This window comes from Microcoleus vaginatus FACHB-2002, assembly GCF_040004035.1.
Classification (GTDB): Bacteria; Cyanobacteriota; Cyanobacteriia; order Cyanobacteriales; family Microcoleaceae; genus Microcoleus; species Microcoleus vaginatus_C.
This window is the reverse complement of record NZ_JAMPLN010000031.1, coordinates 14,015-38,529: the sequence shown is the minus strand read 5'-3', so window position 1 is coordinate 38,529 and position 24,515 is coordinate 14,015. Positions and strand designations below refer to the sequence as shown.

General features: G+C 45.7%; 18 protein-coding genes. 8 read left to right on the top strand and 10 right to left on the bottom strand.

What is annotated here, in order from left to right; translation table 11 throughout:
- The 3 genes from NDI35_RS22500 to NDI35_RS22490 form a co-directional block, all read right to left on the bottom strand.
- The gene (locus NDI35_RS22500) at nucleotides 1-294 is read right to left on the bottom strand and encodes a DUF3288 family protein (protein ID WP_445314665.1); all 294 of its coding nucleotides are present in this window, start codon (nucleotides 292-294) and stop codon (nucleotides 1-3) included.
- Between the two features lie 274 nt (nucleotides 295-568).
- Nucleotides 569-1,477: a hypothetical protein gene (locus NDI35_RS22495; RefSeq protein WP_445314664.1), complete on the bottom strand. Its 909-nt coding sequence runs from the start codon at nucleotides 1,475-1,477 to the stop codon at nucleotides 569-571.
- Nucleotides 1,478-1,532: 55 nt separating this feature from the next.
- Entirely contained in the window at nucleotides 1,533-2,102 is a 570-nt protein-coding gene (locus NDI35_RS22490; RefSeq protein WP_445314663.1) for a tetratricopeptide repeat protein, read from the bottom strand.
- 314 nt (nucleotides 2,103-2,416) lie between these two features.
- Between NDI35_RS22490 and NDI35_RS22485 the strand changes: the two genes are divergently transcribed.
- Complete coding sequence (locus NDI35_RS22485) at nucleotides 2,417-2,605, top strand: hypothetical protein (protein ID WP_445314662.1); 189 nt, start codon at nucleotides 2,417-2,419, stop codon at nucleotides 2,603-2,605.
- Here the strand turns inward: NDI35_RS22485 and NDI35_RS22480 are convergent.
- Nucleotides 2,580-4,658, bottom strand: a complete 2,079-nt coding sequence (locus NDI35_RS22480; protein WP_445314661.1) for a protein kinase domain-containing protein — start codon at nucleotides 4,656-4,658, stop codon at nucleotides 2,580-2,582. The two genes, NDI35_RS22485 and NDI35_RS22480, sit on opposite strands and share 26 nt — an antisense overlap.
- Before the next feature lie 501 nt (nucleotides 4,659-5,159).
- Between NDI35_RS22480 and msrP the strand changes: the two genes are divergently transcribed.
- The 3 genes from msrP to NDI35_RS22465 all read left to right on the top strand — a co-directional run bounded on the left by msrP (nucleotide 5,160) and on the right by NDI35_RS22465 (nucleotide 8,391).
- Nucleotides 5,160-6,143, top strand: a complete 984-nt coding sequence (gene msrP, locus NDI35_RS22475; protein ID WP_445314660.1) for a protein-methionine-sulfoxide reductase catalytic subunit MsrP — start codon at nucleotides 5,160-5,162, stop codon at nucleotides 6,141-6,143.
- A 180-nt stretch (nucleotides 6,144-6,323) separates the two neighbouring features.
- Complete coding sequence (locus tag NDI35_RS22470) at nucleotides 6,324-6,986, top strand: Uma2 family endonuclease (RefSeq protein WP_445314659.1); 663 nt, start codon at nucleotides 6,324-6,326, stop codon at nucleotides 6,984-6,986.
- Nucleotides 6,987-7,056: 70 nt separating this feature from the next.
- A complete protein-coding gene (locus NDI35_RS22465) occupies nucleotides 7,057-8,391 on the top strand; it encodes a BREX system ATP-binding domain-containing protein (RefSeq protein ID WP_445314658.1) in 1,335 nt (444 codons plus the stop codon).
- Between the two features lie 62 nt (nucleotides 8,392-8,453).
- On the opposite strand, the gene miaA is transcribed toward NDI35_RS22465, so the two are convergent.
- Nucleotides 8,454-9,377: a tRNA (adenosine(37)-N6)-dimethylallyltransferase MiaA gene (gene miaA, locus NDI35_RS22460; RefSeq protein ID WP_445314657.1), complete on the bottom strand. Its 924-nt coding sequence runs from the start codon at nucleotides 9,375-9,377 to the stop codon at nucleotides 8,454-8,456.
- 258 nt (nucleotides 9,378-9,635) lie between these two features.
- Here miaA and gyrB point away from each other — a divergent pair, with 258 nt between their 5' ends.
- From gyrB to NDI35_RS22445, 3 genes are all read left to right on the top strand, one after another.
- Nucleotides 9,636-11,576 (top strand): DNA topoisomerase (ATP-hydrolyzing) subunit B, encoded by a 1,941-nt coding sequence (gyrB, locus tag NDI35_RS22455; RefSeq protein ID WP_445314656.1) that lies wholly within the window; start codon nucleotides 9,636-9,638, stop codon nucleotides 11,574-11,576.
- A gap of 298 nt (nucleotides 11,577-11,874) precedes the next feature.
- Nucleotides 11,875-13,134, top strand: coding sequence for an RNA-guided endonuclease InsQ/TnpB family protein (locus NDI35_RS22450; RefSeq protein WP_445314655.1), 1,260 nt, complete (start codon nucleotides 11,875-11,877; stop codon nucleotides 13,132-13,134).
- 162 nt (nucleotides 13,135-13,296) lie between these two features.
- A complete protein-coding gene (locus NDI35_RS22445) occupies nucleotides 13,297-14,013 on the top strand; it encodes a biliverdin-producing heme oxygenase (RefSeq protein ID WP_333332021.1) in 717 nt (238 codons plus the stop codon).
- Between the two features lie 278 nt (nucleotides 14,014-14,291).
- Here NDI35_RS22445 and NDI35_RS22440 read toward each other — a convergent pair whose 3' ends face one another.
- Nucleotides 14,292-14,951: an S-layer homology domain-containing protein gene (locus NDI35_RS22440; protein ID WP_445314688.1), complete on the bottom strand. Its 660-nt coding sequence runs from the start codon at nucleotides 14,949-14,951 to the stop codon at nucleotides 14,292-14,294.
- A 126-nt stretch (nucleotides 14,952-15,077) separates the two neighbouring features.
- Complete coding sequence (gene mfd, locus NDI35_RS22435) at nucleotides 15,078-18,647, bottom strand: transcription-repair coupling factor (RefSeq protein ID WP_445314654.1); 3,570 nt, start codon at nucleotides 18,645-18,647, stop codon at nucleotides 15,078-15,080.
- A gap of 423 nt (nucleotides 18,648-19,070) precedes the next feature.
- Between mfd and NDI35_RS22430 the strand changes: the two genes are divergently transcribed.
- Nucleotides 19,071-20,399, top strand: coding sequence for a hemolysin family protein (locus tag NDI35_RS22430; protein ID WP_445314653.1), 1,329 nt, complete (start codon nucleotides 19,071-19,073; stop codon nucleotides 20,397-20,399).
- 203 nt (nucleotides 20,400-20,602) lie between these two features.
- On the opposite strand, the gene NDI35_RS22425 is transcribed toward NDI35_RS22430, so the two are convergent.
- The 3 genes from NDI35_RS22425 to NDI35_RS22415 are packed head-to-tail and all read right to left on the bottom strand — an operon-like array spanning nucleotide 20,603 to nucleotide 24,515.
- Nucleotides 20,603-21,937, bottom strand: a complete 1,335-nt coding sequence (locus NDI35_RS22425) for a hypothetical protein (protein WP_445314652.1) — start codon at nucleotides 21,935-21,937, stop codon at nucleotides 20,603-20,605.
- A 6-nt stretch (nucleotides 21,938-21,943) separates the two neighbouring features.
- A complete protein-coding gene (locus tag NDI35_RS22420; RefSeq protein WP_445314651.1) occupies nucleotides 21,944-23,269 on the bottom strand; it encodes a hypothetical protein in 1,326 nt (441 codons plus the stop codon).
- Between the two features lie 13 nt (nucleotides 23,270-23,282).
- Nucleotides 23,283-24,515 carry an SGNH/GDSL hydrolase family protein gene (locus tag NDI35_RS22415; RefSeq protein ID WP_445314650.1) on the bottom strand — a complete coding sequence of 411 codons (1,233 nt, stop codon included), beginning with the start codon at nucleotides 24,513-24,515 and terminating at the stop codon, nucleotides 23,283-23,285.

The following is a 24,515-nucleotide window of genomic DNA, read 5'->3' as shown; positions in this document are numbered from 1 at the left end:
TTAGACCCAATCTTCTTGATCGCTTTTTTGTCGCCTGTAAACCTCACCTGTAGCGTGAATTTTACGGGTTTGTTCATAAAGAGTTTCTTCGGTATGATTCCATTTTTGCAAGACTTTTTTTAAGTCTGATTGGATATCTCTAGCGCCGGGAAAGCCTCGGTAGCGAATTATTAATCTTGCTAATTCCGATAAATTGTATTCGGTTGCTTCTCCTGTTAATAAAGTATTGACACTGGCTCGATCGCGCTTGTATTGCGGATGCTGCTGATCTTGAGTTTTTTCTACTGAATCCATACTATTTTATGTTTCCCAATCATCTGAAAATGTTGCTATAGCAGAAGGAAGAAGGAAGAAGGAAGAAGGAAGAAGGAAGAAGGAGTAATAGCAAGGGTTTCAGCGATTAAGAATGTCCTAACCGTCTTGGCGGTTGCTATACAAGCAACCGCCACCCAAAAGCGCGGACATAAATAACCTAATGAATAGAGTCTTAAATCCGCGCTTCATAAACCGTTTGATTCGGGTATCATAACAGTCAACAGTCAACAGTCAACAGTCAACAGTCAACTGTTTAAGTTGTCGCTTCAGTGAGCCCCAGAAATTTTTGTGTTTGTTCAGTAATACCAAATAGCCGATCGCCCTGACAAAAGATTTCCCAGGCGCGAATTCCCATAAAGCCAATACCTGCAACCGCCAAGGGCATCGCTGCGGCACCTAAAAGCGCGGCAATGGGGGGAAATATCATGCACAGTGTTAACAGAATACCAGTAATCACACCACCAGCAATGCCAGCTTTAGCGGTGGCGGTGGCGACTTTTTCGACTAACTCTGACTGGGTAATTTTCCCTTCAACGCACAATAGCGAGTTTTCTAAGATAGAAAATATTAACTCAATTACTGCTGCTGCGATTGCCCCTTTCATTGCAGCCCCAACGATTTCCGCAACTGCTGCTTTAAACGCTGCATCCGCTAAAACTTGCTTAGCGACTGCTAATTCGGCAGCAGTCATGTCTGCACCACCGCGAGCACGATTCACCCAAAAATATTCAAAAATCCCGTTAGCCGCTTCGCTTCCGCCTCCATTGACGTGCGCTTGGATGTGACTCCAATCTTTATCTTGACAGAAGTTGCGAATTGCTTCGGGGCCTTGGGCACGAATTTGGGCGGGTATGGATTCAAATACTTTTGCTGCTTCTTGAATATCTCGCATTCCGTCACGCACCCCAGCCCTAGCAAATTTGGATTGCAGATTTCTTGGCAGGTTCTCAAAACGGATGTTATGTGCTATTTTAAAAGCTTCTTGAGTGGCGATCGCGCCGGCACTAACCATTGAACTTGGCGCTGATTGTACCCATGCCGTTAATCCAGTTGCACTTTCCTCAACTTTAGCAGCGATTTCGTTGGCTAAGTTTTGGGTATCGGCAACAGTTTCTTGTACTTTAGCCGTTAGGAATTCGAGCGGATTCTGGCTAATTTCCATGTTGATCCAGCTTGCATCGTTAATGATTGAATTATTTTGACTATAACATTACTCTTCAATAAGTGTGATTTTTTACTGAATTGCTTCTACCTTCTAACTCCGGCTGTAAATTTAGAGCTTTTTTTTGATAAAATAAACCTTCATTGATTCGACCTTCCTCTTCCAAACTTTTGCCTAAATTCCAATAAGCGACGGCTAAATCTGGTTGAATAGCAATAGATTTTTGATAGTAAGTTATGGCGTCATCAAGCTGGCCTTGTTTGTAAAACATACTGCCCAAGTTAACATAGGCTTCGACAAAATTAGGATCAAATTCGATCGCCTTGGAGTATGCGCGAATTGCCGCATCTATTTTGCCTTGGGCTTGCAGGATATTGCCTAGAGTTTTGTAGGCGGCGGCGAAATTGGGTTGCTGGCGAAGTGCTTGGTAACAGGAGGCGATCGCCTCTGCAAATTTTTGTTGAGCATAGTAAACTTCAGCGATCTTGTTGAGTGCGATCGCACTATCCGCTTGAATGGCTAGTAATTTTTGATATTGAGCGATCGCCTCCTCAAGTTTTCCTGATTTCTGAAGGCTATCGCCCGCTGACAAATACTGCTCTGCTAACTCGGAATTTGCGGTCATAGATTTTACTTTAACAGCCGAAACTACTTTACCACAAGTGTTAGTTAGCAACGGCGATTTCTAGAGATATTGTGACTATTTGATATTTTAAATTTGTTTTTGTACCAAGATAGGACTTACGCAATCATTCCAGGTATGGGGGCAACCACGGGGGTTCGCCCCTACAAATATATATTGAGGCTGTGCCTAAGTCCTGCAACAGTTCGGACAGTTTTTGATTACCAACAGTATAATAGGGGTTTCAGAAAACCCTGCTCAAAGCAAGATAAAAGCCAGCAAAGTCCTGGACGCACTCTTGACGCTCGCAAACCCGGTTGCTGACTATATTTCTCGTTCCTGTTAGCAAAACTCCTAGGAACCGAGTTTCTAACACCCATGCGTCAGCCTGGAAACTGTCGGAAGTGTTGATAGATAAATTAGCTAAATGTTCGATCGCCCTAGCTGTTCAAAAATTGATTGAACGGGCGATCGAAAAAATCAAGGAGACAGCCGCCACACCTTAATCGTGTCGTCAAAACTGCCACTGATCAGAGTTTTGTCTTGAGGATTAAAAGCCAATTCCACCCAAGTAGAATGACCCTTCAGCGTGCCCACTGTGTCGGCGGGACTCATCCGCCACCGCTCGCCGGGACTCATGCGCCACAGCTTGATAGTGCCGCTCAAATCGGCGCTGGCCAGCTTGTCTCCGTCGGGACTGAAAGCCAAGGACTTAACCTTGTCGGAATGGCCGATCAAAGTTCGCAGGAGAGAACCATAGGGCTGCCCGGAGTGATTATTTGCGCTGATATCCCACAGCTTCACCGTCTTGTCCCAACTGCCGCTGGCGAGAGTTTGACCGTCCGGGCTGATGGCCAGAGACCAAACCGGCTCGGAATGACCCCAAAAAGTGTCTTTGAATTCCCCAGTCTGCCAGTTCCACAGGCTGATCCTACCGTCGCTGCTGCCGATCGCCAAAGTTTCTCGATCGGGACTGAAAGCCACCGACTGCACCTCATCAAAAACCCGCTTAAGAGTTTCCAACTCGGCCCCGCCTTGGACTTCCCACATCTTCAAAGTTTTGTCCTTACCGACACTGGCCAGCTTGTCTCCGTCGGGACTGAAAACCACCGAGAACACGCCGTCTTGGTGTCCGTCCAAAGTCTGAATTAACCTGCCAGAATAGAAATTCCACAATTTAATCGTACCGTCAACGCCACCGCTGGCGATCGTCCTGCCGTCGGGACTGACGGCCACCGACCACACCGGCCCCAAATGTCCTGCTAAAACCTTGAGCAGCTTGCCGTGACGCTTGTGCAGCAGGTGAATTGTGCCGTCGTTGTTCCCGCTGACAATCACCCGGCCCTGGGGAGCAACTGCTACCGCCCAAACCGGATTTTTGTGTTGATCCGCCAGAGTGCGTACTGCAGGCCGGGACTGCGATGACTCAGCTTTGAAATCCTGCATCGGGGGAGGATTGAACCGAATTTCGGGAATGCTAGAAACAGGCTCAGAAGAAGTGAAAGCCTGTGGTACGGGAGATGGCAAGCGAGAACCCAGCACTACGGACAGCAGGGCAACCGTACTTGCTCCCCACATGGCCAAAGTCCACTTGGGTTTGCTGAGAATCACGTCTACCGGTGCCGGGCCGTATTTCATGTCTGTGAGAATTGCCTCGGTCGATCGATAGCGTTTTGACGGTTCTCGCTGCACCATTTTATCCAGAATGCGGCCGAGTCGCGCCGAAACTGGTACTTTCAAATAATGTCTCCAAGTCCAACTTTCGGCTTTGATGTCAAACAAATCAAAGGGCGACATTCCCGTTAACAAGTGAATGCAAGTGACGCCCAAACTGTAGATGTCGCTGCTCTTAATCGCTTGGCCTTTAATTTGTTCCGGGGCCGCGTATTCCGCAGAACCTGTCACCGTTTCTGTTTTGAGTGGCCCGCTATTAGCCGGAATTGCGGCGCCGAAATCGACTAAAACTAGCCCAGAGGCACTTTCCTGAGACACGGAATGTAAATCCTCTTTCCCTGCCAAAGCTGGGGATGCTTGGGGAGTTTTCCGGTGAATAATATTGGACGGTTTGATATCTCCGTGAATCAGTTGATTTTCGTGAACAAATTGCAGGACTGGCAACAATTCGCTCAGCAGATACCAAATTTGAATTTCTTTAACAACACCTTTTTCTGAAAGCCGATCGGCTAAATTGCGGCCTTCGATGTATTCTTGCACTAAATACTGGCAGCCTTCGAGTTCAAAAGATGCCAGCAGTTTCGGTATTTGCGGATGTTTCCCCAACTCGTCGAGAACTGAGGCTGAGCCGCGAAATGTCCGGTTTGGCTGTGTGCGACCGTCTACGGCTGCTGCTGAGCCGCAGAACTGTTGAATGACGCAGCGGGGTTGCGAAGGTTGGTCTTCATCGACGGCTAAGAAGGTGCGGCAAGTGAGACTTTGACCGAGGGTGTGAAACACTCGGTAGCGGCCTTTTAGCAGCAAGTTCGACTCGCAACTTTTGCAGACTGTCGCGCGATCGAGATTTTGGGGATTCTGGCAATGGGGATTGATGCAGTAACTCATTTGTCTTTCCGCTGGAGACCCCCGTCCGACATACTTGCTTGTGGGGGAGGAAAGCGGGGCGGTGCGTGCCGCTTCCTGTGGACAAATTAAATAATTGGAATCTTTGCTTGATCATAATTGTTTCCCAGATTTTCGCCACAATTGCTGCCGTCGATCGCGCGTAAATTATTGCTGACTTTCCTGCGAGCGATGTTTAATAGGTCGATCGTACGGGCGGGCAGGATGCCCACCCCACAAGAAAATCATTCTTTGTGGAACAGGCCGGAAAGCCTGTTCTTTAGAATGGTGCAATATCTCAGTTGTTACCGTATTAAGCTATACTGTCATTGCGAATACTTGCATTGCGATCGCAGCAAAGCAATCGCAATATCTTGCCAAATATCCGCGATTCTTTGTTCTCTGGAGTGAATCTAAAATTTCCAATTTCCCTCTCAAATCGACTAACAGATTAAAACTTAGGCAACTTTTGCCAAACTAACTACTAACTTTTAACTATTACTTATGCCGTTAATTCGCGTTCCCAAGTCTTGGGAAATTCTCAACCCACAAATTACCCCAGAAACAGCCTTTCTCAACCGCCGCCGCTTCATGACAAATTTAATTGGCGCCGGCGTGACTGCTTCGCTGCTGCCACTGACCGGCTGCCAAAGCAATGCTAGCTCAAAAACTGCTCTGGATCAAAGCTCAACCCAAGCATATTCGGGATTGAGCCGGAATCCCGCCTTTGCGAAAGTCGATCGAGCGATTACCGACGAAGCCTTAGCTACAAAATACAACAATTTTTACGAATACGGCGGCACAAAATCTATTTGGCAAGCCGCTCAAGCTTTGCCAACAGAAAACTGGAAAGTAGAAGTAAGCGGTTTAGTAAAAAATCCCCGCACTTATGATATTGACGACCTCGACAAAAAATTTCCTATCGAAGAACGAGTTTATCGATTTCGCTGTGTAGAAGCGTGGGCGATGGTAGTTCCTTGGGTCGGATTTCCCATGAAATTACTGATGGCTGATGTCGAACCGCAATCGAACGCTAAATTCGTTCGCTTCACCTCATTTTACGATCGCCAAATAACTCCCGGCCCCGGTTTGATGTCGCAATTTTATCCTTGGCCTTATACCGAAGGCCTGCGAATTGAAGAAATGGCGAATGATTTAGCATTTTTCGCCACAGGCTTGTATGGCCGAAGGCTACCAAAACAAAATGGTGCGCCGCTGCGGCAAGTGATTCCTTGGAAATACGGTTTTAAGGGCGCAAAGTCGATCGTCAAAATTGAATTTGTCGAACAACAGCCCGCCACTTTTTGGAATACAATCGGCCCCAACGAATACGCCTTTGAAGCAAATGTCGAACCCGACAAACCGCACCCCAGATGGTCGCAGGCCAGCGAACGGGTAGTCGGTCCCGGTAACAGTTGGTCGTGGGAAACTCGCCCGACTTTGCCCTATAACGGTTACGGCGAATATGTGGCGAGTTTGTACAGTTAATTGACGGATTTCCCCTCGTTTCTAGGCTCTGCCTAGGAACGCAGATCCGGAGGCTGTGCCTCCCAATTCCCGCGAGGCAGAGCCTCGGATCAGGCATTCCCAGGCTCTGCCTGGGAACGAGAAAAATTTGAAGTCGATCGACTACAATAAAAATTGATGAAGCTACCAAGGAATTGTTAAATGGTAACAACAACATCAACTCCCGTCGAGCAGCAAACTACCCCAGAAAACCGAGTTATTTTAAAAGGTGTCAGTTGGTCAACTTTTAAAGCATTGCTGGCCGATGTTGGGGACGATAGAGCTTGGAGAATTGCTTACGATGGAGGATTATTAGAAATCCGGATGCCACATCTCGAACATGAAGTTCCGAAAGGACTGATAGAAAGCTTTATTGAAGCTACAGCAGACGAGCTAGAAATCGAAGTGATGAAAGCTGGTTCTCTGACTCTCGAACGGGAAGATTTAACTCGTGCTGTCGAACCTGATACTTGTTTCTACATTCAAAATGAAGCCAGCGTCAGAGGTAAAAGAGATATCAGCCTCCCAGAGGATTTGCCGCCAGATTTAGCAATAGAGTCGGATTACACTAATTCTTCTGTTAATAAAGATTCCATATATGCTGCTCTTGGTGTTCCCGAACTTTGGAGGTATCGCCGGGAATCTCTGCAAGTTTATCACCTTGTGGAGGGAAAATATGAAATGTGCGAGATCAGTTTAGCTTTTCCCTTTTTACCCGTTGCCGAAATTCCCGGTTTCATCGAACAAAGCCGAACAATCGGACAGCGTGCGGCTGTGCGTTTGTTTCGGCAAAGAATTAGAGAAATTTGGCCGAGTCAAAGTTAGCCTTAAGTTAGAGAATACAGCACATAGAATCAAAGCGCTAGATGGTTTAATTTTAAAAAAAAATGTAATTATGGCTCAGGGCATTGCTATCGAGGTTGTTGAGTCACTTCGCAAAGGCATCCCCCCTCAGCGCGGTGTTGATGTGTATTCGCTGGGGAACGAAGAATTAATCGATGGCATTAAAAAATTTCTTTTAAGCAGAATAGGAGAAGGGGGAATCATCCGTTTTATCAGCGGTTCGTGGGGAGCAGGAAAAACCCATTTCTTTAGGTTGCTTCGGGAAGTCGTCTCTCAAAATAACTGCCTAGTCTCTAATGTAGAGTTAAACGTAAATGATGCAGTTTTAAATAAATTTGAGCGCATCTTTTCTTATATTGTGCGGAATATTTCAACGGGAGCTTACTTCAGTGAAAATGATGCAGCAGCCTTTGGGCAAGTTCTAAAAGAATCTTTAGCTTATTTATCTACAGGCAGTCGTGAGCTGAGTAACGAAGTTTCCTACGAAGATTACGTTAAAGCTAGAGAAGCTCTAATTCTTGATATGAGCATCGATATTGATTTTAAAAAGATGATTCAAAAATATTGGGAAACTTTTTTACCTTTATATCTTTATCCAGGTATGGAAGACCCAACTAGAGCGGACATCCTGCAATGGTCGATGGGAGAAACTCAAAAACAAATTAGAGGTGAAATTCTACAATGGTTCTGTGGAGAAGGTGGCTTGGCCAGGTACCGAAACCGATTTGAAGTTAACAAAATGGTTAACAAAGACAATGCACAACTAATGCTACAATCCATTGCTGGATTTGTGCGACTTTCTGGTTACAAAGGATTGGTTATCCTGTTTGATGAAGCCCAACAGGCTTACTCTATTATGCGTAATATGCGTAAATCCCCTCTACGGGATGCTCACAACAATTTGTTATCTTTGATCGATATTGAAGGCCTGAAGGGTCTGTTTCTCATCTATGCAACTACGCCTGATTTTTTCACAGACCCCAAATACGGAATCGTAACTTTTGGAGCTTTGTCAAAACGAGTTGGCAAGCCAGAACCACAACGTCAACCGAGAGCATTAGATACTATCTGGAATTTTGATCGGGTAGTAACAGAGCTATCAGACTATCAGACTGCTGCTAATAGAATTCTTAGTGTTTATGCAACTGCTTATCCAGAAGCGACAAGAAAATTACCTTCGCAAATAAAAGTTGAATGCTTTGTAAAAGAACTTTATGAGATTCATTCTAAACTCAGTGCTGTTGGCTTTTGGCGCGTCCTATTAACAGCATTGATTACACATTTTGATGACCATAGTGGAGGAGAAATTCGATCGGCGGAAACCATGTACGACGACGTAATGGATCATCTGAGGGAGGAATCTTTTTGGAAGCTAGTTGGTAAATAAGGCTGTAGCTCTCATCAAATAGAAGTTTTATTTCCTGCTACTTATGCGACACGCTGACATGATTATTGGCTATCGCCAAAATCTTCGTTGATAAATTCCTGCACTCTCTGCAAAACTCTTTCTAGCAAATCTGGTGCGCTAACATCAAACCATTCAATTTCAGGATAGGCCCGAAACCAAGTCCGCTGTCTCTTGGCAAATTGCCGCGTGTGCAAAATTGTTAATTCTTTGGCTTCTTCAAGCTTAATGTCGCCAGCCAAATATTGTTTCATTTCCTGGTATCCCAGCGTGTTCAACAATGGCAAGTCGCAGCCGTATTTTTTACACAAATATTCTACTTCAGCGATCCAACCGCGTTCTAGCATTTGTTCGGTGCGCTGTTTGATACGATCGACCAAAACATCGATCGCGCAATCCAACCCAATTTGTAAAATAGGATAATTGGGAGGATTTTCGCCCTGCTGTTCGGAAATAGGGCGACCGGTCGCATAAAATACTTCCAGTGCTCTTAAAGTTCTTACTGGGTCATTGAGGTGAATTTTCTCAGCGGCAGAGCGATCGACCTGCTGCAACATCGTGTAACATTGAGATTGTCCGAGTTCGGTAAGTTGCGATCGCAATTCGGGCATCGGTGCTACCCTCGGAATTTTTAAACCGCGCACGATCGATTTAATATATAAGCCCGTCCCTCCCACCAACAACAGGGGGGGAGAAACAGGAAAATCGACAGCAGCAATTAAATTTTGAGCTTGTTGCTGGTAATCTGCTAGTGTCAGAGTTTCTGTGGGCTCGCAGATGTCAATTAAGTGATGCGGTACACAGGTGCGATCGACCGCCGTCGGTTTTGCGGTTCCGATGTCAAATTCGCGGTACACTTGACGGGAGTCCGCACTCAGGATCGAGGATTGCAGCCGCGAAGCCAAAGCCAAAGCCACTCCAGACTTCCCCGTCGCCGTCGCCCCGCAAATCGTAATTAATCTAGGCATAAGCTGTCGCACATTTCCCTATAAAAACTCTCAAATCCTCTCCTCTCCAAGCTTTCCCCTCTTTCCATCCACTGATTCACCGCGATCGGCCTGGGCAATCGCTAAGTAACCTCAAAACTATTTGCCTCCCTCCCCCCGATAAATTTCCCCTCAGAAAGCCCTAGCATCGCCTTTAACGGTTTTGTGCTATAATTTTAGGAGTTTTCCCATTTTAGAAGCTTTCGGGGCTTTAGGCCTCATTATTGGAGCTATTTTTGTATGACCAGCAGCTACAGCGCCGACCAGATTCAAGTTCTCGAAGGTCTCGAAGCAGTCCGTAAACGGCCGGGGATGTACATCGGTACCACCGGCCCGCGAGGACTCCACCATCTAGTTTACGAGGTTGTGGACAATTCCATTGATGAGGCGCTGGCTGGCCACTGCACTCACATCGAGATTGACATCAACGCCGACGGTTCAGTTACCGTGACAGACGACGGACGGGGCATTCCCACCGGCATCGTTGCCAAGACTGGCAAATCGGGAATAGAAACAGTAATGACTGTACTCCACGCCGGCGGTAAATTTGGCGGTGGTGGCTACAAGGTTTCTGGAGGATTGCACGGTGTAGGTATTTCTGTTGTTAACGCGCTGTCCGAGTGGGTAGAAGTGACAGTTTGGCGGGACCAAAAAGAACATTTACAGCGCTACGAAAGAGGCAATCCAGTTACCGAACTTAATGTCAAGCCCAACAAAGGCACTCGCACCGGCACTTCAGTTTCTTTCTTGCCAGATACTCAAATATTTAGCACTGGCATTGAATTTGATTACACTATACTCGCCGGGCGCTTGCGAGAATTGGGTTACTTGAATGCGGGCGTGAGAATTACGTTTAGCGACCACCGTTTGGAACTGCTTAAAAGTAGCGAACCTCGCATTGAGACATACTGTTATGAGGGCGGAATCAAGGAATATATCGCCTACATGAACCGCGACAAGCAGCCTCTGCACGAAGAAGTGATCTACGTGCAAGGAGAACGCAACAACGTACAGATAGAAGTGGCTTTGCAGTGGTGCGTTGATGCTTTTAGCGACAACGTTCTAGGTTTTGCTAACAACATTCGGACGATCGACGGTGGCACGCACTTAGAAGGTTTGAAGGCTGTTTTGACGCGGACGATGAATTCGATCGCCCGCAAGCGCAACAAAATCAAAGAAAACGAGCCCAACCTCGCCGGCGAAAACGTTCGCGAAGGTTTGACAGCAGTGATTTCTGTCAAAGTCCCAGATCCAGAATTTGAAGGTCAAACTAAAACCAAGCTAGGCAATACAGAAGTTCGGGGAATTGTCGATTCCTTGGTAGGCGAAGTATTGACAGAATATTTAGAGTTTCGCCCCCAAGTAGCGGACGCTATTTTGGAAAAAGCAATTCAGGCATTTAAGGCCGCTGAAGCCGCCCGCCGTGCCCGCGATTTAGTGCGCCGAAAATCCGTTTTAGAGTCCTCTCCTTTGCCTGGAAAACTAGCAGACTGTAGTTCCAGAGACCCTGCCCTATCTGAGATCTACCTGGTGGAGGGGGATTCTGCAGGCGGATCGGCAAAACAAGGGCGCGATCGGCAATTCCAAGCAATCCTGCCTTTGCGCGGTAAAATTCTCAATATTGAGAAAACAGACGATGCCAAAATCTACAAAAATAACGAAATTCAATCGTTAATTACAGCCTTGGGTTTGGGCATCAAAGGCGAAGAATTCGATCCGGGTCAATTGCGGTATCACCACATCGTAATTATGACTGACGCTGACGTAGATGGTGCTCACATCCGCACGCTGTTGCTGACTTTCTTCTACCGCTATCAGCGCGCACTTGTAGACCAAGGTTACATCTATATTGCTTGTCCTCCTCTCTATAAAGTCGAACGGGGACGGAATCATTATTACTGTTACAGCGATCGCGAAATGAACAATCTCATCCGCAATGAATTTCCGGCGAATGCTAATTACACCATTCAGCGGTTCAAAGGTTTGGGTGAAATGATGCCGACACAGTTGTGGGATACGACGATGAACCCAGAAACTCGGACGCTGAAACGGGTGGAGATTGAAGACGCTGCTGAGGCCGATCGCATCTTTACAATCTTAATGGGCGATCGTGTCGCCCCCCGCCGCGAATTCATCGAAACCTACGGCCCCAAACTCAACCTCCTCGACTTGGACATCTAAATTAATCATTAGTCATTTGTCGTTAGCTAACAGCTAATAGCTGAGGACTAATGACTAAACTTTTGCGGCCCAGATGCCTTCTGCCCTTTCGGGCCGGGCATCTGGGCCATTTGATTTCTCTAGGTTTTGTTATCTTTTTGAGGGGGGTTTGGGGGCAGCTCTAAGTCCTACGTCGCACCTGTACCCAGGTCGGCGTTGGGAGACATGGACTTCCCCAGTTAAGTTTACGGGACTCGATGTCCCTAAACTTAACATTTAATGTTGCGGTACTTGCCAGTAAATTCAGTAGACTAAGGGAATGCTGACACTTACCCATCGCTACCGAATCTATCCAGATACTACTCAAGAGCAGCAGCTTATTGAGTGGATGGAAATCTACCGAGGAGCGTATAACTACGCCCTTCGGGAGATAAAAGATTGGTGCGATAGTCGTAAGTGTTTGGTTGATAGATGCTCATTGGAAAAGGAAGACATCCTCCCTGCGGAAGTAAAGTTTCCGGGCGAAATTCAACAACTTAATAACTTGCCACGAGCCAAGAAGGAATTCCCCAGACTGGGTGAGGTTCCTTCCCAAGGTCTTCAGCAAGCTATTAAGCAGTTGCACAAAGGTTGGGAATACTTTCAGAAACGAGGATTTGGTTTTCCACGCTTCAAGAAGTACGGGCAGTTCAAGTCGTTGCTTTTTCCTCAATTCAAGGAGAATCCAGTAACGAACTTGCACATTAAATTGCCCAAAATTGGAGCAATTCCAATTAACCTGCATCGCCCTATCTCTTCTGGGTTTGTGGTCAAGCAGGTCAGAATATTGAGGAAAGCCAACTATTGGTATGCGTCTATCTCCTTGCAGTGTGATGTTAGCGTCCCTGACCCAACTCCTCATGGTCATCCCATTGGGGTGGATATTGGGTTGGAGAAGTTTTTGGCAACCAGTGACGGTGTTCTCGTAAAACCTCCCAAGTTCTTTAAAAAGCTGCAAAGCGAGTTGAAATTGCTGCAACGCAGGCTTTCCAGGAAACAGAAGAGGTCTAAGAACTACGAGAAACCACGTCTTAAAGTTGCTCGTCTTCACCACCAAATCGACAACACGAGGAAGGATTTTCACTACAAACAAGCTCATATGCTCTGTGATGCAGGTGATATGGTTTTCATGGAAGACTTGGATTACCGCGTCAGTGCCAAAGGGATGTTTGGTAAGCATATGCTTGATGCTGCTTTTGGACAGTTTAGAACCATTGTCAAGTATGTGTGCTGGAAGCGTGGAAAGTTCTTCTCCGAAGTCGATGCAAGGGGGACTTCTCAACAGTGTCCCGAATGTGGTGGGGAAGTCAAAAAAGACCTGAGTGTGAGAATCCATGATTGTCCTCATTGTGGATACAAGACGGATAGGGATGTAGCAGCAGGTCAGAATATCAGAAACCGAGGAATCAAACTAATTAATACCGTTGGACAGACGGGAATGAAAACTGCCTGTGCAGACTCACTACCGGGGATTGAGGCAACTGAGTCTAGGCAAGTGTCGAAATCCCGCAAGGGAAAAACCAGGAAATCTCAAAAGTGATTTTGGGAAGCCCCCACCATAATCTTTGATTTGGTGGGGGAGGATGTCACAAAAATTAATACAATCTCTCATCAAATCGATCTAAGGTAAACACTTAGGTAATTTTTAGATTTTTGGCGCATCCATCAGCTACCACAAAAATAGAAGGTTGGACAGTATAGCATGAGCATCAATTTAGCGACCAAATTGCGTGAGGGAACGAAAAAGTCCCACACAATGGCAGAAAACGTCGGTTTTGTCAAGTGTTTTTTAAAAGGCGTTGTAGAAAAAACTTCTTACCGGAAGTTAGTAGGAAACCTCTACTTTGTCTACTCGGCAATGGAAGAGGAAATGGAACGCCAAAAGCAGCATCCGGTTGTTTCAAAAATTTACTTTTCTGAGTTGAATCGCAAACAAAGCTTAGAGCAAGATTTATTTTACTACTACGGTGCCAATTGGCGGGAACAAGTAGCCCCGTCAGCCGCAGCTAAAGCTTATGTGCAGCGCATTCACGAGATTTCGGCGACCGCACCGGAACTGTTAGTAGCTCACTCTTACACTCGCTACCTTGGCGATTTATCTGGCGGACAAATCCTGAAGGGAATTGCCCAGCGCGGGATGAATCTTTCCGAGGGAGAAGGCACTGCTTTCTATGAATTCCAGGATATTCCTGATGAAAAAGAATTCAAGGCTAACTACCGTCAGGCAATGAATGAACTGCCGATTGACGAAGCAACAGCCGAGCGAATTGTTGACGAAGCTAATGCAGCTTTTGGCATGAACATGAAGATGTTCATGGAGTTAGAAGGCAATTTGATTAAAGCAGTCGGTCAGATGCTTTTCAATACCCTGACGCGGAAGCGCGGCGGCGGCAGTACCGAATTGGCTACTGCTGATTGAGTTAAAGCTCACTGGGGATAATTTGAGCCTCGTTTAAGAGGAAAACTTTAAATCCTGGGGGTTTGATGGCTGCTTTTACAGTCACCAAATCTCCGGGATTTTGCATGGCGGGCGATCGACTTTTTCACTCATATCAAATCCGTTAGCATGGGAATAGTAAATTCGAGTTCACTGTTGACGGTTGACAGTTGACAGTGAACAGTGAACAGTCAACCGTCAACCGTCAACCGTCAACATCATTCCGGTGTAACCGGAAAGGATATCACAACTCAACACTATCACCTTCCCACGCCGCGATCGGGAGGCTGCTCGGCCGGGACAGGCAAAGAAGTGGGCCTTACTTGCCGCTCCAAATACTTGCTCAAAGCGTAAGCCATATCCCAGCGAGTCATCGGCTTCAAAGGATTAATCTTATTAGTTGCGAGATCGACATTAACAAACCCTTCATAAAGTGCAGTAGCCATAGACTTTCTAGCCCAACTAGGAATGTCGCCTGCATCTGGATACTTAGCTAAAATTTCGGAAATGCTGGGTTCGGGAAACTGAAAAACCCCGTAAGCTTGAGCAAAAATTGCCAAAGCTTCAGCGCGAGTCACCCTTTGATTTGGGAAAAACATTCCGTCGCGATATCCACTCATCGTCCCCGTTTTCAAAGCAGTTTGAATCGCACTGTAAGCCCAGTAACTCTTCGGTACGTCCGGCAATTCCCTATCCGGTTTCTGAGCGGTTTTCCGGCGTTCCAAACCAAAAGTTTTCACTAAAATCATCGCCAAATCGGCGCGACTGACAAGGCCCTCAGCATTAAAATTGCCACTAGCATCTTTATTCATCAATCCTGCACTCACAACCCGGTCGATCCGGTCAATTATGTCTTGAGATTGAACCGCCATAGGCACTCCTTGCGCTAGCGCGATCGCCAAAAAAATACTCACTAACATTTTCACGATTTTAATCCTTTCTGTCGCTAAAACCATCATGAAAACAGCAGTAATATTTTTTATGGTTCCATCGGTATTATTCTGTGGTTTCGGCGGTGCGCTAGATTTGGGGATTATATATTAAAATCAAACATTTGCTTCCGGCAAAGCGCCCTGCATTTTACCCAGCCAATCAATCAAATTATCCAATTGCTTTTGGGCCGTCAAAACCGCCATACCTCGAATAGTAACCTTCCCCTTGCTGTAGACAAAACGAGAGCGCAAATGTTCCGGCAAATTAGCCTTGAGCAAATTCCAAGCAGGCTCTTCCATCGCAGTTTCCAAAACTATGTTCTGCTTATTCTCCGGTTTAATCCGAGAAAAACCGATTTTTTTAGCAATTTGTTTGAGTTCGACAACACGGATAAGTTGCTGGGCTGGAAGAGGAATTGGCCCATAACGATCGCACCAATCAGCCTGAATCTGCTGTAATTCTTCAGGGGTATTAGCAGAAGCCACAGACCGGTAAGCGCTCATCTTTTGATCCAAATCTGCGATGTAATCGGCAGGAATAAACGCCGTCAAAGTGAGGTCAATTTGCGCGTCCTCAACTTTCGGAATTTCCTGACCCTTAATTTCCCGAATAGCCTCCTCTAACATTTCAGCATACAAATCAAAACCGATCGCCTCCATTTGACCAGATTGTTCAGTACCCAAAACATCACCCGAACCGCGAATTTCCATATCTCGGACAGCCAACTGATAGCCCGAACCCAACTGGGCAAACTCTTGAATTGCCCGCAGCCGCTGCCTTGCAGCATCAGAAAGTTGGTTCTGCTTGGGATAAAACAGCCAAGCATGAGCTTGAATCCCCGCGCGTCCCACCCGTCCCCGCAACTGGTAAAGCTGACCCAAACCAAACTTCTGCGCGTCTTCAATTAAAATGGTATTGACTCGCGGAATATCCAAACCCGACTCAATAATCGTCGTACACACCAAAATATCAAACTCCGCCGCGCTGAAAGTCAGCATGATTGATTCTAGTTCCGACGCCTCCATTTGACCGTGGGCGATCGCAATTCTGGCAGACGGAACCATCTCCTGCAACTGAGCGGCCAACTCATCAATCCCCTCAATCCGCGGCACCACGTAAAAAACCTGACCGCCCCTGTCCAATTCTTGACGAATTGCCGATCGCACCACTTCCGGGTTATAGGGAGCCAAATGCGTCTGAATCGGGCGCCTGCTGGGAGGGGGAGTCGAAATCAAACTCATCTCGCGAATCCCCGACAGCGACATATACAAAGTCCGGGGAATCGGCGTTGCTGTCAGAGTCAGAACATCTACCTCTGTTTTGAGAGCTTTAATCGCTTCCTTTTGCTTAACTCCAAACCGCTGTTCTTCATCCACCACCAACAAGCCCAAATCCCGAAATTTAATCGCTTTGCTCAAAACAGCTTGAGTACCGACAATCACATCTAATTCCCCAGTCGCCAAACGCTTGTGAATCTCCCGGCGCTCGGTTTCAGTGCGAAAGCGATTGAGCAAACCAACTTCGATCGGATAAGGGGAAAAACGCTCCGAGAGCGTGTGATAGTGCTGTTGGGTCAAAATCGTCGTCGGCGCGAGCAAAGCCACCTGCTTGCCCGCCGTAACCGCCTTAAAAATTGCTCTCAGAGCAACTTCTGTCTTGCCAAAACCGACATCGCCGCAGACCAAGCGATCCATCGGTCGATCGCCCTCCATGTCGCGTTTCACATCCTGAGTTGCCTTCAACTGATCCGGCGTTGGCTGGTAAGGAAAAGAATCCTCCAACTCTTGTTGCCAAGGCATATCAGGAGGAAAAGCGTAACCTGTTTGTTTAGCTCTTTTAGCATAAAGATTCAGCAAATCCACTGCCAATTTTTTAACAGCTTTGCGAACCTTTGTTTTAGTTTTTTCCCAAGTTTGGCCTGTCAGCTTGTTTAGATCAGGTACTTTATCGGCTACAGTCCGAAACCGCGACAAAGCGCCCAATTGATCTGCCGCCACCCTCAGAGTACCGTCAGCGTATTGAATCAATAAATATTCGCGAGTTTCCCGATCGATCGTCAAACGTTCCAACTTGATAAATTTGCCCACTCCGTGCTGGCGGTGAACCACATAATCACCAGGGCTTAATTTATTCGGGTCTACTTGCTTAGAAGCAGCGCGGCGGCGCTTGCGGACGTAGCTAAAAGTAGCCAAAGAATGCTGGCCGTAAAATTCCCGATCGGTAATTAAAACAATCCGAAAAGTCGGCAGAATAAAACCTTCCAATTCTGCCAGCCCGCTGTACTTCAAAGCAACCGGAATGTGCTGCAATTGCAACTTGTCGATCGCCAAATAATCGCGCGGATTCACCACAAACTGAGCCGGACAGTCATGTTCCGAGAGCAAAGAAACAGAACGGCTCGGTTGAGCAGAAACCAGAAAAATGGTAAAACCTCGATCGCGCTCTTCCCTGAGCATTTGAGACAGCTTCGCAAATTGGTGAGGCATCACCGGCACAGGTCTAGAAGCCAAATTAATCGCAGACGGTAGCTGGTCACTCTCCGCAGAGCTTTGAAATTTTTTAGCCGTAGAATCTTCTGCCAATTCTGAAAGTTCTAGCCTGTCGAAAGCTGCGACATCTGCCATAGATTCAGCAAAACTGCGGTGAATTTTGGGAACTTTCAAATTAGCAATTGGCAATTTTTCGGTTTCCTCACCAGCAAATTCCGATTCCCGATTGCAATTATTCCACTGTTCCTGTGCATTCTCATACCAGCGGTCGCTGTGAGCTTCGCACCCTTGGGGTTCGTCAATAACAACTAAAGTATTTTCAGTCAAATAATCCAACAAAGATGCAGGTTGCTCGAAGGCTAAACCCAACAGCCGACGGACAAATTTTTCGGTTTCATTTTCGGCTTCATTTTCGGGATCGGAAGACCCTAGGTGGTTGATTGCGTCAAGCTTTTTTTCTGATAAAACTGCTTTAATAATTGTATTAAAATTAGTCGGAGTTAAAACTAACCGATCGACCTTATCGAGCGATCGCTGGGAAGACGGGTCAAACTCCCGAATTTGCTCCAAATCATCCCCAAACCACTCCAGGCGCACGGGCAACTCAGCCGCCACCGGAAACACATCGACAATATCGCCCCGGCGACTCCACTGGCCCTCCATTTCCACCAGAGTCACTCGCTCGTACCCCATCGACACCAGTTGGCGGTCAAGTATCTTCGAGTCTTGAACCGCACCTCGCTTGAGCGTCAGACAGTAGGGTTCAAAAGCAGCAGGCGGTGGCAAGTGAGACTGGAGAGCTCTTTCGGTAGCTACAATCGCGATCGGCTTAGAATTAGCGTTTGTTTCTTGTTTCTCGACCAAATCCGCCAGCACCTGCATTTGCCCCCAAGTCATTTCGTTCTCGTCGGAGTAAGATAGCTCGTAGGGCGAAGCCTCCGAAGTCGGGTAAAAATGCACAGTCTGCCAGCCCATAGCCTCCAGCCCTGCCACCCAGCGGCCCGCTTCTTCTAGAGTTGCCGTCACTACCAGTAAATTCCGCCCTTCTTGCTGTGCGAGGGCGGAAGCTACCAAACCTTTGGGCAAGCGGGCTACGCCGGACAGTTGCACGTAGCGATGGCGCTTGAGCTTGTTGAGGAGTTCTGTTGCTAGGGGCGATCGCCCCAGGGTACGAATTATTGAAGAGAAAGTCATGCGCTTTTAATTTTAATCCCCGATCGGCGAAGGCTCTTTCCCTTTGCCTGTTAAGGAGATTGTACGACAAACATCCATGATTGTGCCGCTCTGCTGTTGACGCCTTGGAACTTAACTGGAGATAGATTTCTGCTTTAATATGTCGATCCTGCGATCGGGATCGAGCCAGTTCCGTTAATCTAGTGACAGGTTTAGAAAAAATTTCGATTTTGCGATCGAGATTCGCAGCTTCCAGACCTCTCCTGTGACTGCACCCAAAGACGGATACAAGCCCCCGACTCAAGTTGTGAAGATCGAAAAATTTTAGACATTAGGGAAATCCCCCAGATACTGGCTGCGGAGTCAATCTAAAATCTAAAATCTAAAATCTAAAATCGACTAACCGGGCAGAGCGCTTCACCTTTACCACCGATAATTTTAGAAATGTCCTCAAATATAGACCTTCTGATTGTTCTCCTGCTGGTTTTCGTCAATGGCTTGTTTGTGATGTCAGAGATGGCCATCGTCTCAGTAAGGAAAGTAAGACTGCAACAGATGGCCAACCAAGGTTCAGCCAGTGCCCGTGTAGCCTTGGATCTGGCTAATGCCCCCAATCAGTTCTTACCGACGGTTCAAATCGGGATTACGCTGTTGGGTATCGTGTCGGGCGCTTTTGGGGAAACGACGGTGTCTAAAAGGATAGAGCCTTTGTTACGGTTGATTCCTGCCCTCGCGCCCTACTCTGGGACGATCGCCTCAGTAGTAGCAGTTTTAACGATCACTTATCTGACCCTAATTGTCGGCGAACTTGTGCCGAAGCGGCTAGCGCTCAACAACCCGGAGCCGATCGCCTCAAGCGTAGCAATTCCCATGCGAATGCTCTCAAAAATTGGCGCTCCTGCGGTTTATCTGTTAAGTTATTCCACTGACTTAGTGATGCGGATCATGGGGATTGTGCCTTCTACAGAACCGCAAGTTACAGAGGAAGAAATTAAAGTTTTAATTGAGCAAGGAACAGAAGCCGGAACCTTTGAAGAAGCCGAACAAGACATGGTAGAAAGAGTCTTTCGTTTGGGCGATCGGCGAGTCAGCGCCTTAATGACCCCGCGTCCCGATCTTACCTGGCTCGACCTCGACGACTCAGTAGAAGAAAACCGCCAAAAAATGCTCGGCAGTGGTCATTCTCGGTTTCCCGTGTGTCAGGGAGGACTCGACAACGTTGTCGGTTTAGTACACGTTACTGATATGCTGTCTCGGAATTTAACTGGTCAACCGCTAGATTTAAGCGCTTCTTTACGACGACCGTTATTTGTACCCGAAAGCACGCGGGGTTTAAAAGTATTAGAACTTTTCAAACAATCTAGCAATCAAATTGCCTTGGTAGTAGACGAATACGGCGTAATTCAAGGATTGGTTACAGTCAACGACATTTTAGTCGAACTCGTTGGCGAATTCCCCTCTATTGAAGATGCTGACGAGCCGGAAGCCGTGCAGCGCGAAGACGGTTCTTGGCTATTAGACGGAATGCTAGCAGTCGAAGATTTTTTTGAGCTGTTTGGAATCGAAGAGTCAGCCGAACACAAAGGAAGTTATCACACAATGGGCGGTTTTGTGATTACAAATTTGGGCAAAATTCCCACAGCAGCCGAGCATTTTGAGTGGAACGGTTTGCGCGTCGAAGTAGTCGATATGGACGGGAACCGAGTTGATAAAATCTTGGTAATGCCGATCGACTCAGCGGGCGATCGATCTAAAACCCAACCAAAAACCTAAAATTTAAACTCAGCGGTAAGGTGCGCTAGGCGCACCCTACATCAACCATTCAGCGGATATTTCAGACCTACTTCTTGGGAGCATCTCAATGAAAGCAGCCAAGCCCAAAATTGGAGTTAGGAGCCAGGAGTCAGGAGGAAAGAGGAAAGAGGAAGAAAAAAGGAGGAAGAAGAAGAAGTGTTTTTACAACTATGAGATGCTCCCTACTTCTTTTTGCTTCTAGCCTCATTTTTCCGCAAAGATTCCAGAATAGAACGGCCCACATAATTGCTGAAAACCACCTCTCCAGCTTGATTGTAGTGGCAGCAGCTATCTACATAAACAGCCTCTTTAGTTTTGTCAAAAACATTGACAGCATTCACTAGAGTGATATTATTTTTTTCTAAATTAGGGAACTTTTTGAAAAGAGCCGGATATCCAATTTGCACAGCTTTAGCATAAGGAGTATCCTTGTTAAAAGCAATCTGCTTTTCGGCTTCACCAAACACTCTTTTCGTCTGATAGTATTGATTAGGCTGAAGAACATGAAAATAAGGCACATTACTAGCCGACAGAACTTTTTGCATAAAAATTGAACTTTTCACCCAATTTTGTGCCATTTGTTCAAAAGCTAATGAATCTTGTAAAACTGACTTATTAGTATTGATATAAATAACGCTACCACTGTCATCTTTTTTTTGTTTAGTCCGTTCTTTTTCAAACTTAATGACATCGGTTTTATAGTTATTAACTAGATTTTGAATGTAAACCGAAGTCAAAGCATCACACGCAGCGAAAGAACAGTTTTGCAAACGTTCCAAACCCTGATTAATCCTAGCTTTATTTTCTTGGATTCGGATAGTTGCTTTCATCGCTTTGGTAGAAAGGCTATTATTCGCCAAGCTAGTCAGCGGCAAAATATGCTGAATGCTTGGCATCGCCAAATCGACTTGATTTTTATTGTTTAAGTTAGAAAGTGCTACTTCATTAAAACCATCTATATTGACAACCAGATCCAGTTCTTGCCCTAAAGCCAAAAAATAGTTTAAAAGCAATAATTGCTGGGGTTGTTTGTAGCCACCGGTAGCAAAAGACAAAATTACAAATTCTTTATCTTTCCAACCCGGAAGCTGCTTGAGGTATTGAGGTAAAATTTTATTTTGAACTTCAAATATTCCATAATTAGAAGCCACAGAACCGCCAAAAACTCCGATAATAAATTGATTGGGTTTAGTCTTTTTGAAAGGGTAATCATAAGGTGAGAGAAACCCATAGTTGTTATTTTTAAAACCGGGGCGAAAGTCAGGGCCTGGTTTCTGAATGAACCCAAAAAAAGGATGAAATCTTTCGACTATAGACTCATTGAGCCGCACTCCTTCTAAATTAATTCCCAAGGCTGATTTATCTTGCGTCTTTTCTCTAGTATAGAAAAATTGCTTGTGCTTGACAAAATACCATGCCAAGGAACCGAGTTCCAGGAAAACCAGTAAAAGCGCTAAGTTAATCAAAGCAATTTTTAGAAATTCTTGTCCTTTTTTGAGGGCTTTTAAATCTTTCATAAACCTCTATTTCGACTCTCTTACTACTTTAATAATGGAACTAGAAACATAGTTTGCCAATACTTCGTCTCCGACTGAATTATAGTGGCAGCAGGCATCTTTGTAAACCGTCTCTTTTGTATTGTCTAAAATATTCACTGCGCTAAAAACATTAACCCCAGCTTTTTGCAAATCACCGACTTTGGACAACAATACCGGATAACCTTTTTTCACACCTTCAATGTAAGGGCTCTTCTGGTCGATCGCAATTTCGTTTTCCTTGGCGGTAAACGAGCGCTTAGTGGGATAATACTGGTTGGGCTGGATAAAGTGAAAATACTTAATCTTTCTACTTGATAAAATTTGATTCATCCCGATCGACGATTGATACCACATCGATGCCATTTTGTCAAAAGCAGCGGCATCCTGCAAAACAAAGTCAGCTTTGGGAATGTATACTATACCGCTATTTGCGGTGTCTGGGTTGGATTGTTTGACTTGCGAATCGTACTTGACAACGGCTTGCTGGTAATTGTTGACTAATTGTTTCACCTGTAGCGAGGTAACAGCGTGACACAAAGCAAGTTGACAAGTTTGCAATTTGTCAATACCTGCTTTCAATTGTTTTTTGTTTTCGTTAATTTGCAGGATCGAACTCATCGCTTCCGGTGACAAGTTGTTGTTGGCTAAACCAGTCAGAGGCTGTATGTGCTGAACGCTAGGCATTCCTATTTCTACTTGGGCTTTGTTGTTTAAATTTGACAGTGCTACTTCGTTAAAACCGTCAATATTGATGACTAAATCTAACTCTTGACCCAAAGCCAAAAAGTAATTTAAAACTAATAATTGTTGGGGCTGTTTGTAGCCGCCATTCCCAAAATTTAAAACAAAAATTTCCTTGTTGGCAAATTCTGGATAAGTCTTCAATTTGTTAGACAATCTGCGATTTACGTATTCATCGACTGCAAAGTTATTCGCAACTGAACCGCCAAAAATTCCGATAATAACTTGATTGTTATTGGTTTTAATAAACGGATATTCGTAGAGTGAAAAAAAGCCGTGTTTGTTGACTTTTAACTTTAATTTTTCATTAGTGAAAGCACCTTGTTTGAGTACATAGCCAAAAAGTGGGTGCAGTCTTTCTACGATAGATTCATCAAGTCTAATGCCGATCCTTTCAATATCTTCTACTACTTTTTCTTTGGCTTTAGTTCGGGTATAAAAAAACTGCTTTTGGTTGATAAAATAAAAAGCTAGCGATAAAGCTTCCAGGCAAATAAAGGCGATCGCCAAATTAACTGCGATTATAATTAATATGTTTTGGCTTTTTTTTAGCGCCGTTGAATCTTTCATGGAATTTGACTGATTACGGTTGTTTGTTGGGGACTTGAGACTGCTTCAATGTTTCGCACAAATTTCGGTTAATCAGAATACTAGCCAGCCGATGTCCGAGTTCATTCCAGTGACCCCCACAGGGTACAGAATTCTCAAAACCGTGGGCGCAGACTTGATATTTTTCCGTGTAACCTTGGATCTGTTCGGATAAATTTAGTACCCGAAAACCCTCGCGCGCGCCCAAATTTTCTAGCCGCCTATCGGGATAAAACAAATCCTGAATGTTGTTCTTTCTCATAAAATTTTTTCGCCTCTCGGCCTCCGGTCTAACTTGCATCGGATCGCCGATCGTCACAACCAAGAAATCAGCATTTTTCTGCACAACTTCATTCCGCATCGTCACAATCAAACCCTCTGTCACCCTCCAAGCCTCTTGCCAAGCTGCATCTTGAGGTTCCTTGAGGTTCAGGGTACTTAAAGTGGTAAAGTGCCCCGATAACTCCCGCTTTTTCCGATCTAAGTCTACTTTTTTAATGACCTGCAAAATGCGCGAATTGTTGACTATCAAACTGGGCATTCGGTCTACGAAGGAAACTGCTCTTTCGTTGCGATCGATCGGCGCGAGATTGCGAAAAGACATATCCGGTACTAACTTGCCGCTAGCATCATAAGCAAAAAATGGTCGGTAGCGATCGTATTCCAATTGCGGCGAATTGTTAATTATATCATTGCCAATAAAAAAAGCAAGAATTACAATATCAGGACTGTAATCCCATACTTTTTTTCGCAGCATTATCAATTCTTGAGCAGTACCGTAGCCCTGCACCCCGAAATTCATTACCTCAACATTTTTGCGTCCCTTAACAGCTTCGCAGTTGCCTAACTTTCTTTCCAATTTTGACCAGAAAGTTTGTTCGACAGGTACGTGAATTGCTTCGGTGAAAGAATCGCCCAAAACCGCAACGCGCAAAGTATTTGGAGGTTTTGCTTTTGTATGTTCACGATCGCGCAAACCCTCGCTATTCACCTGCACAAAACTCGCACCTTCCTCATTCCACTCCCCCGACGCACCCGGTTTCAGTTTCCAGCCCAAATTTGGATCGGAAGTGTGAAAACGAGTTGGCGCCGACTCTACGAAATCTCCTATTTTTGGATAGCCCTCAACTCTAGCAACTCGCAACCCAACTTCACCAATTACCACCCCCATCAATAAACCGCCGAGTGTCAAACCTAAATTGACACCCAAATTTTTCAACTTGCTCAT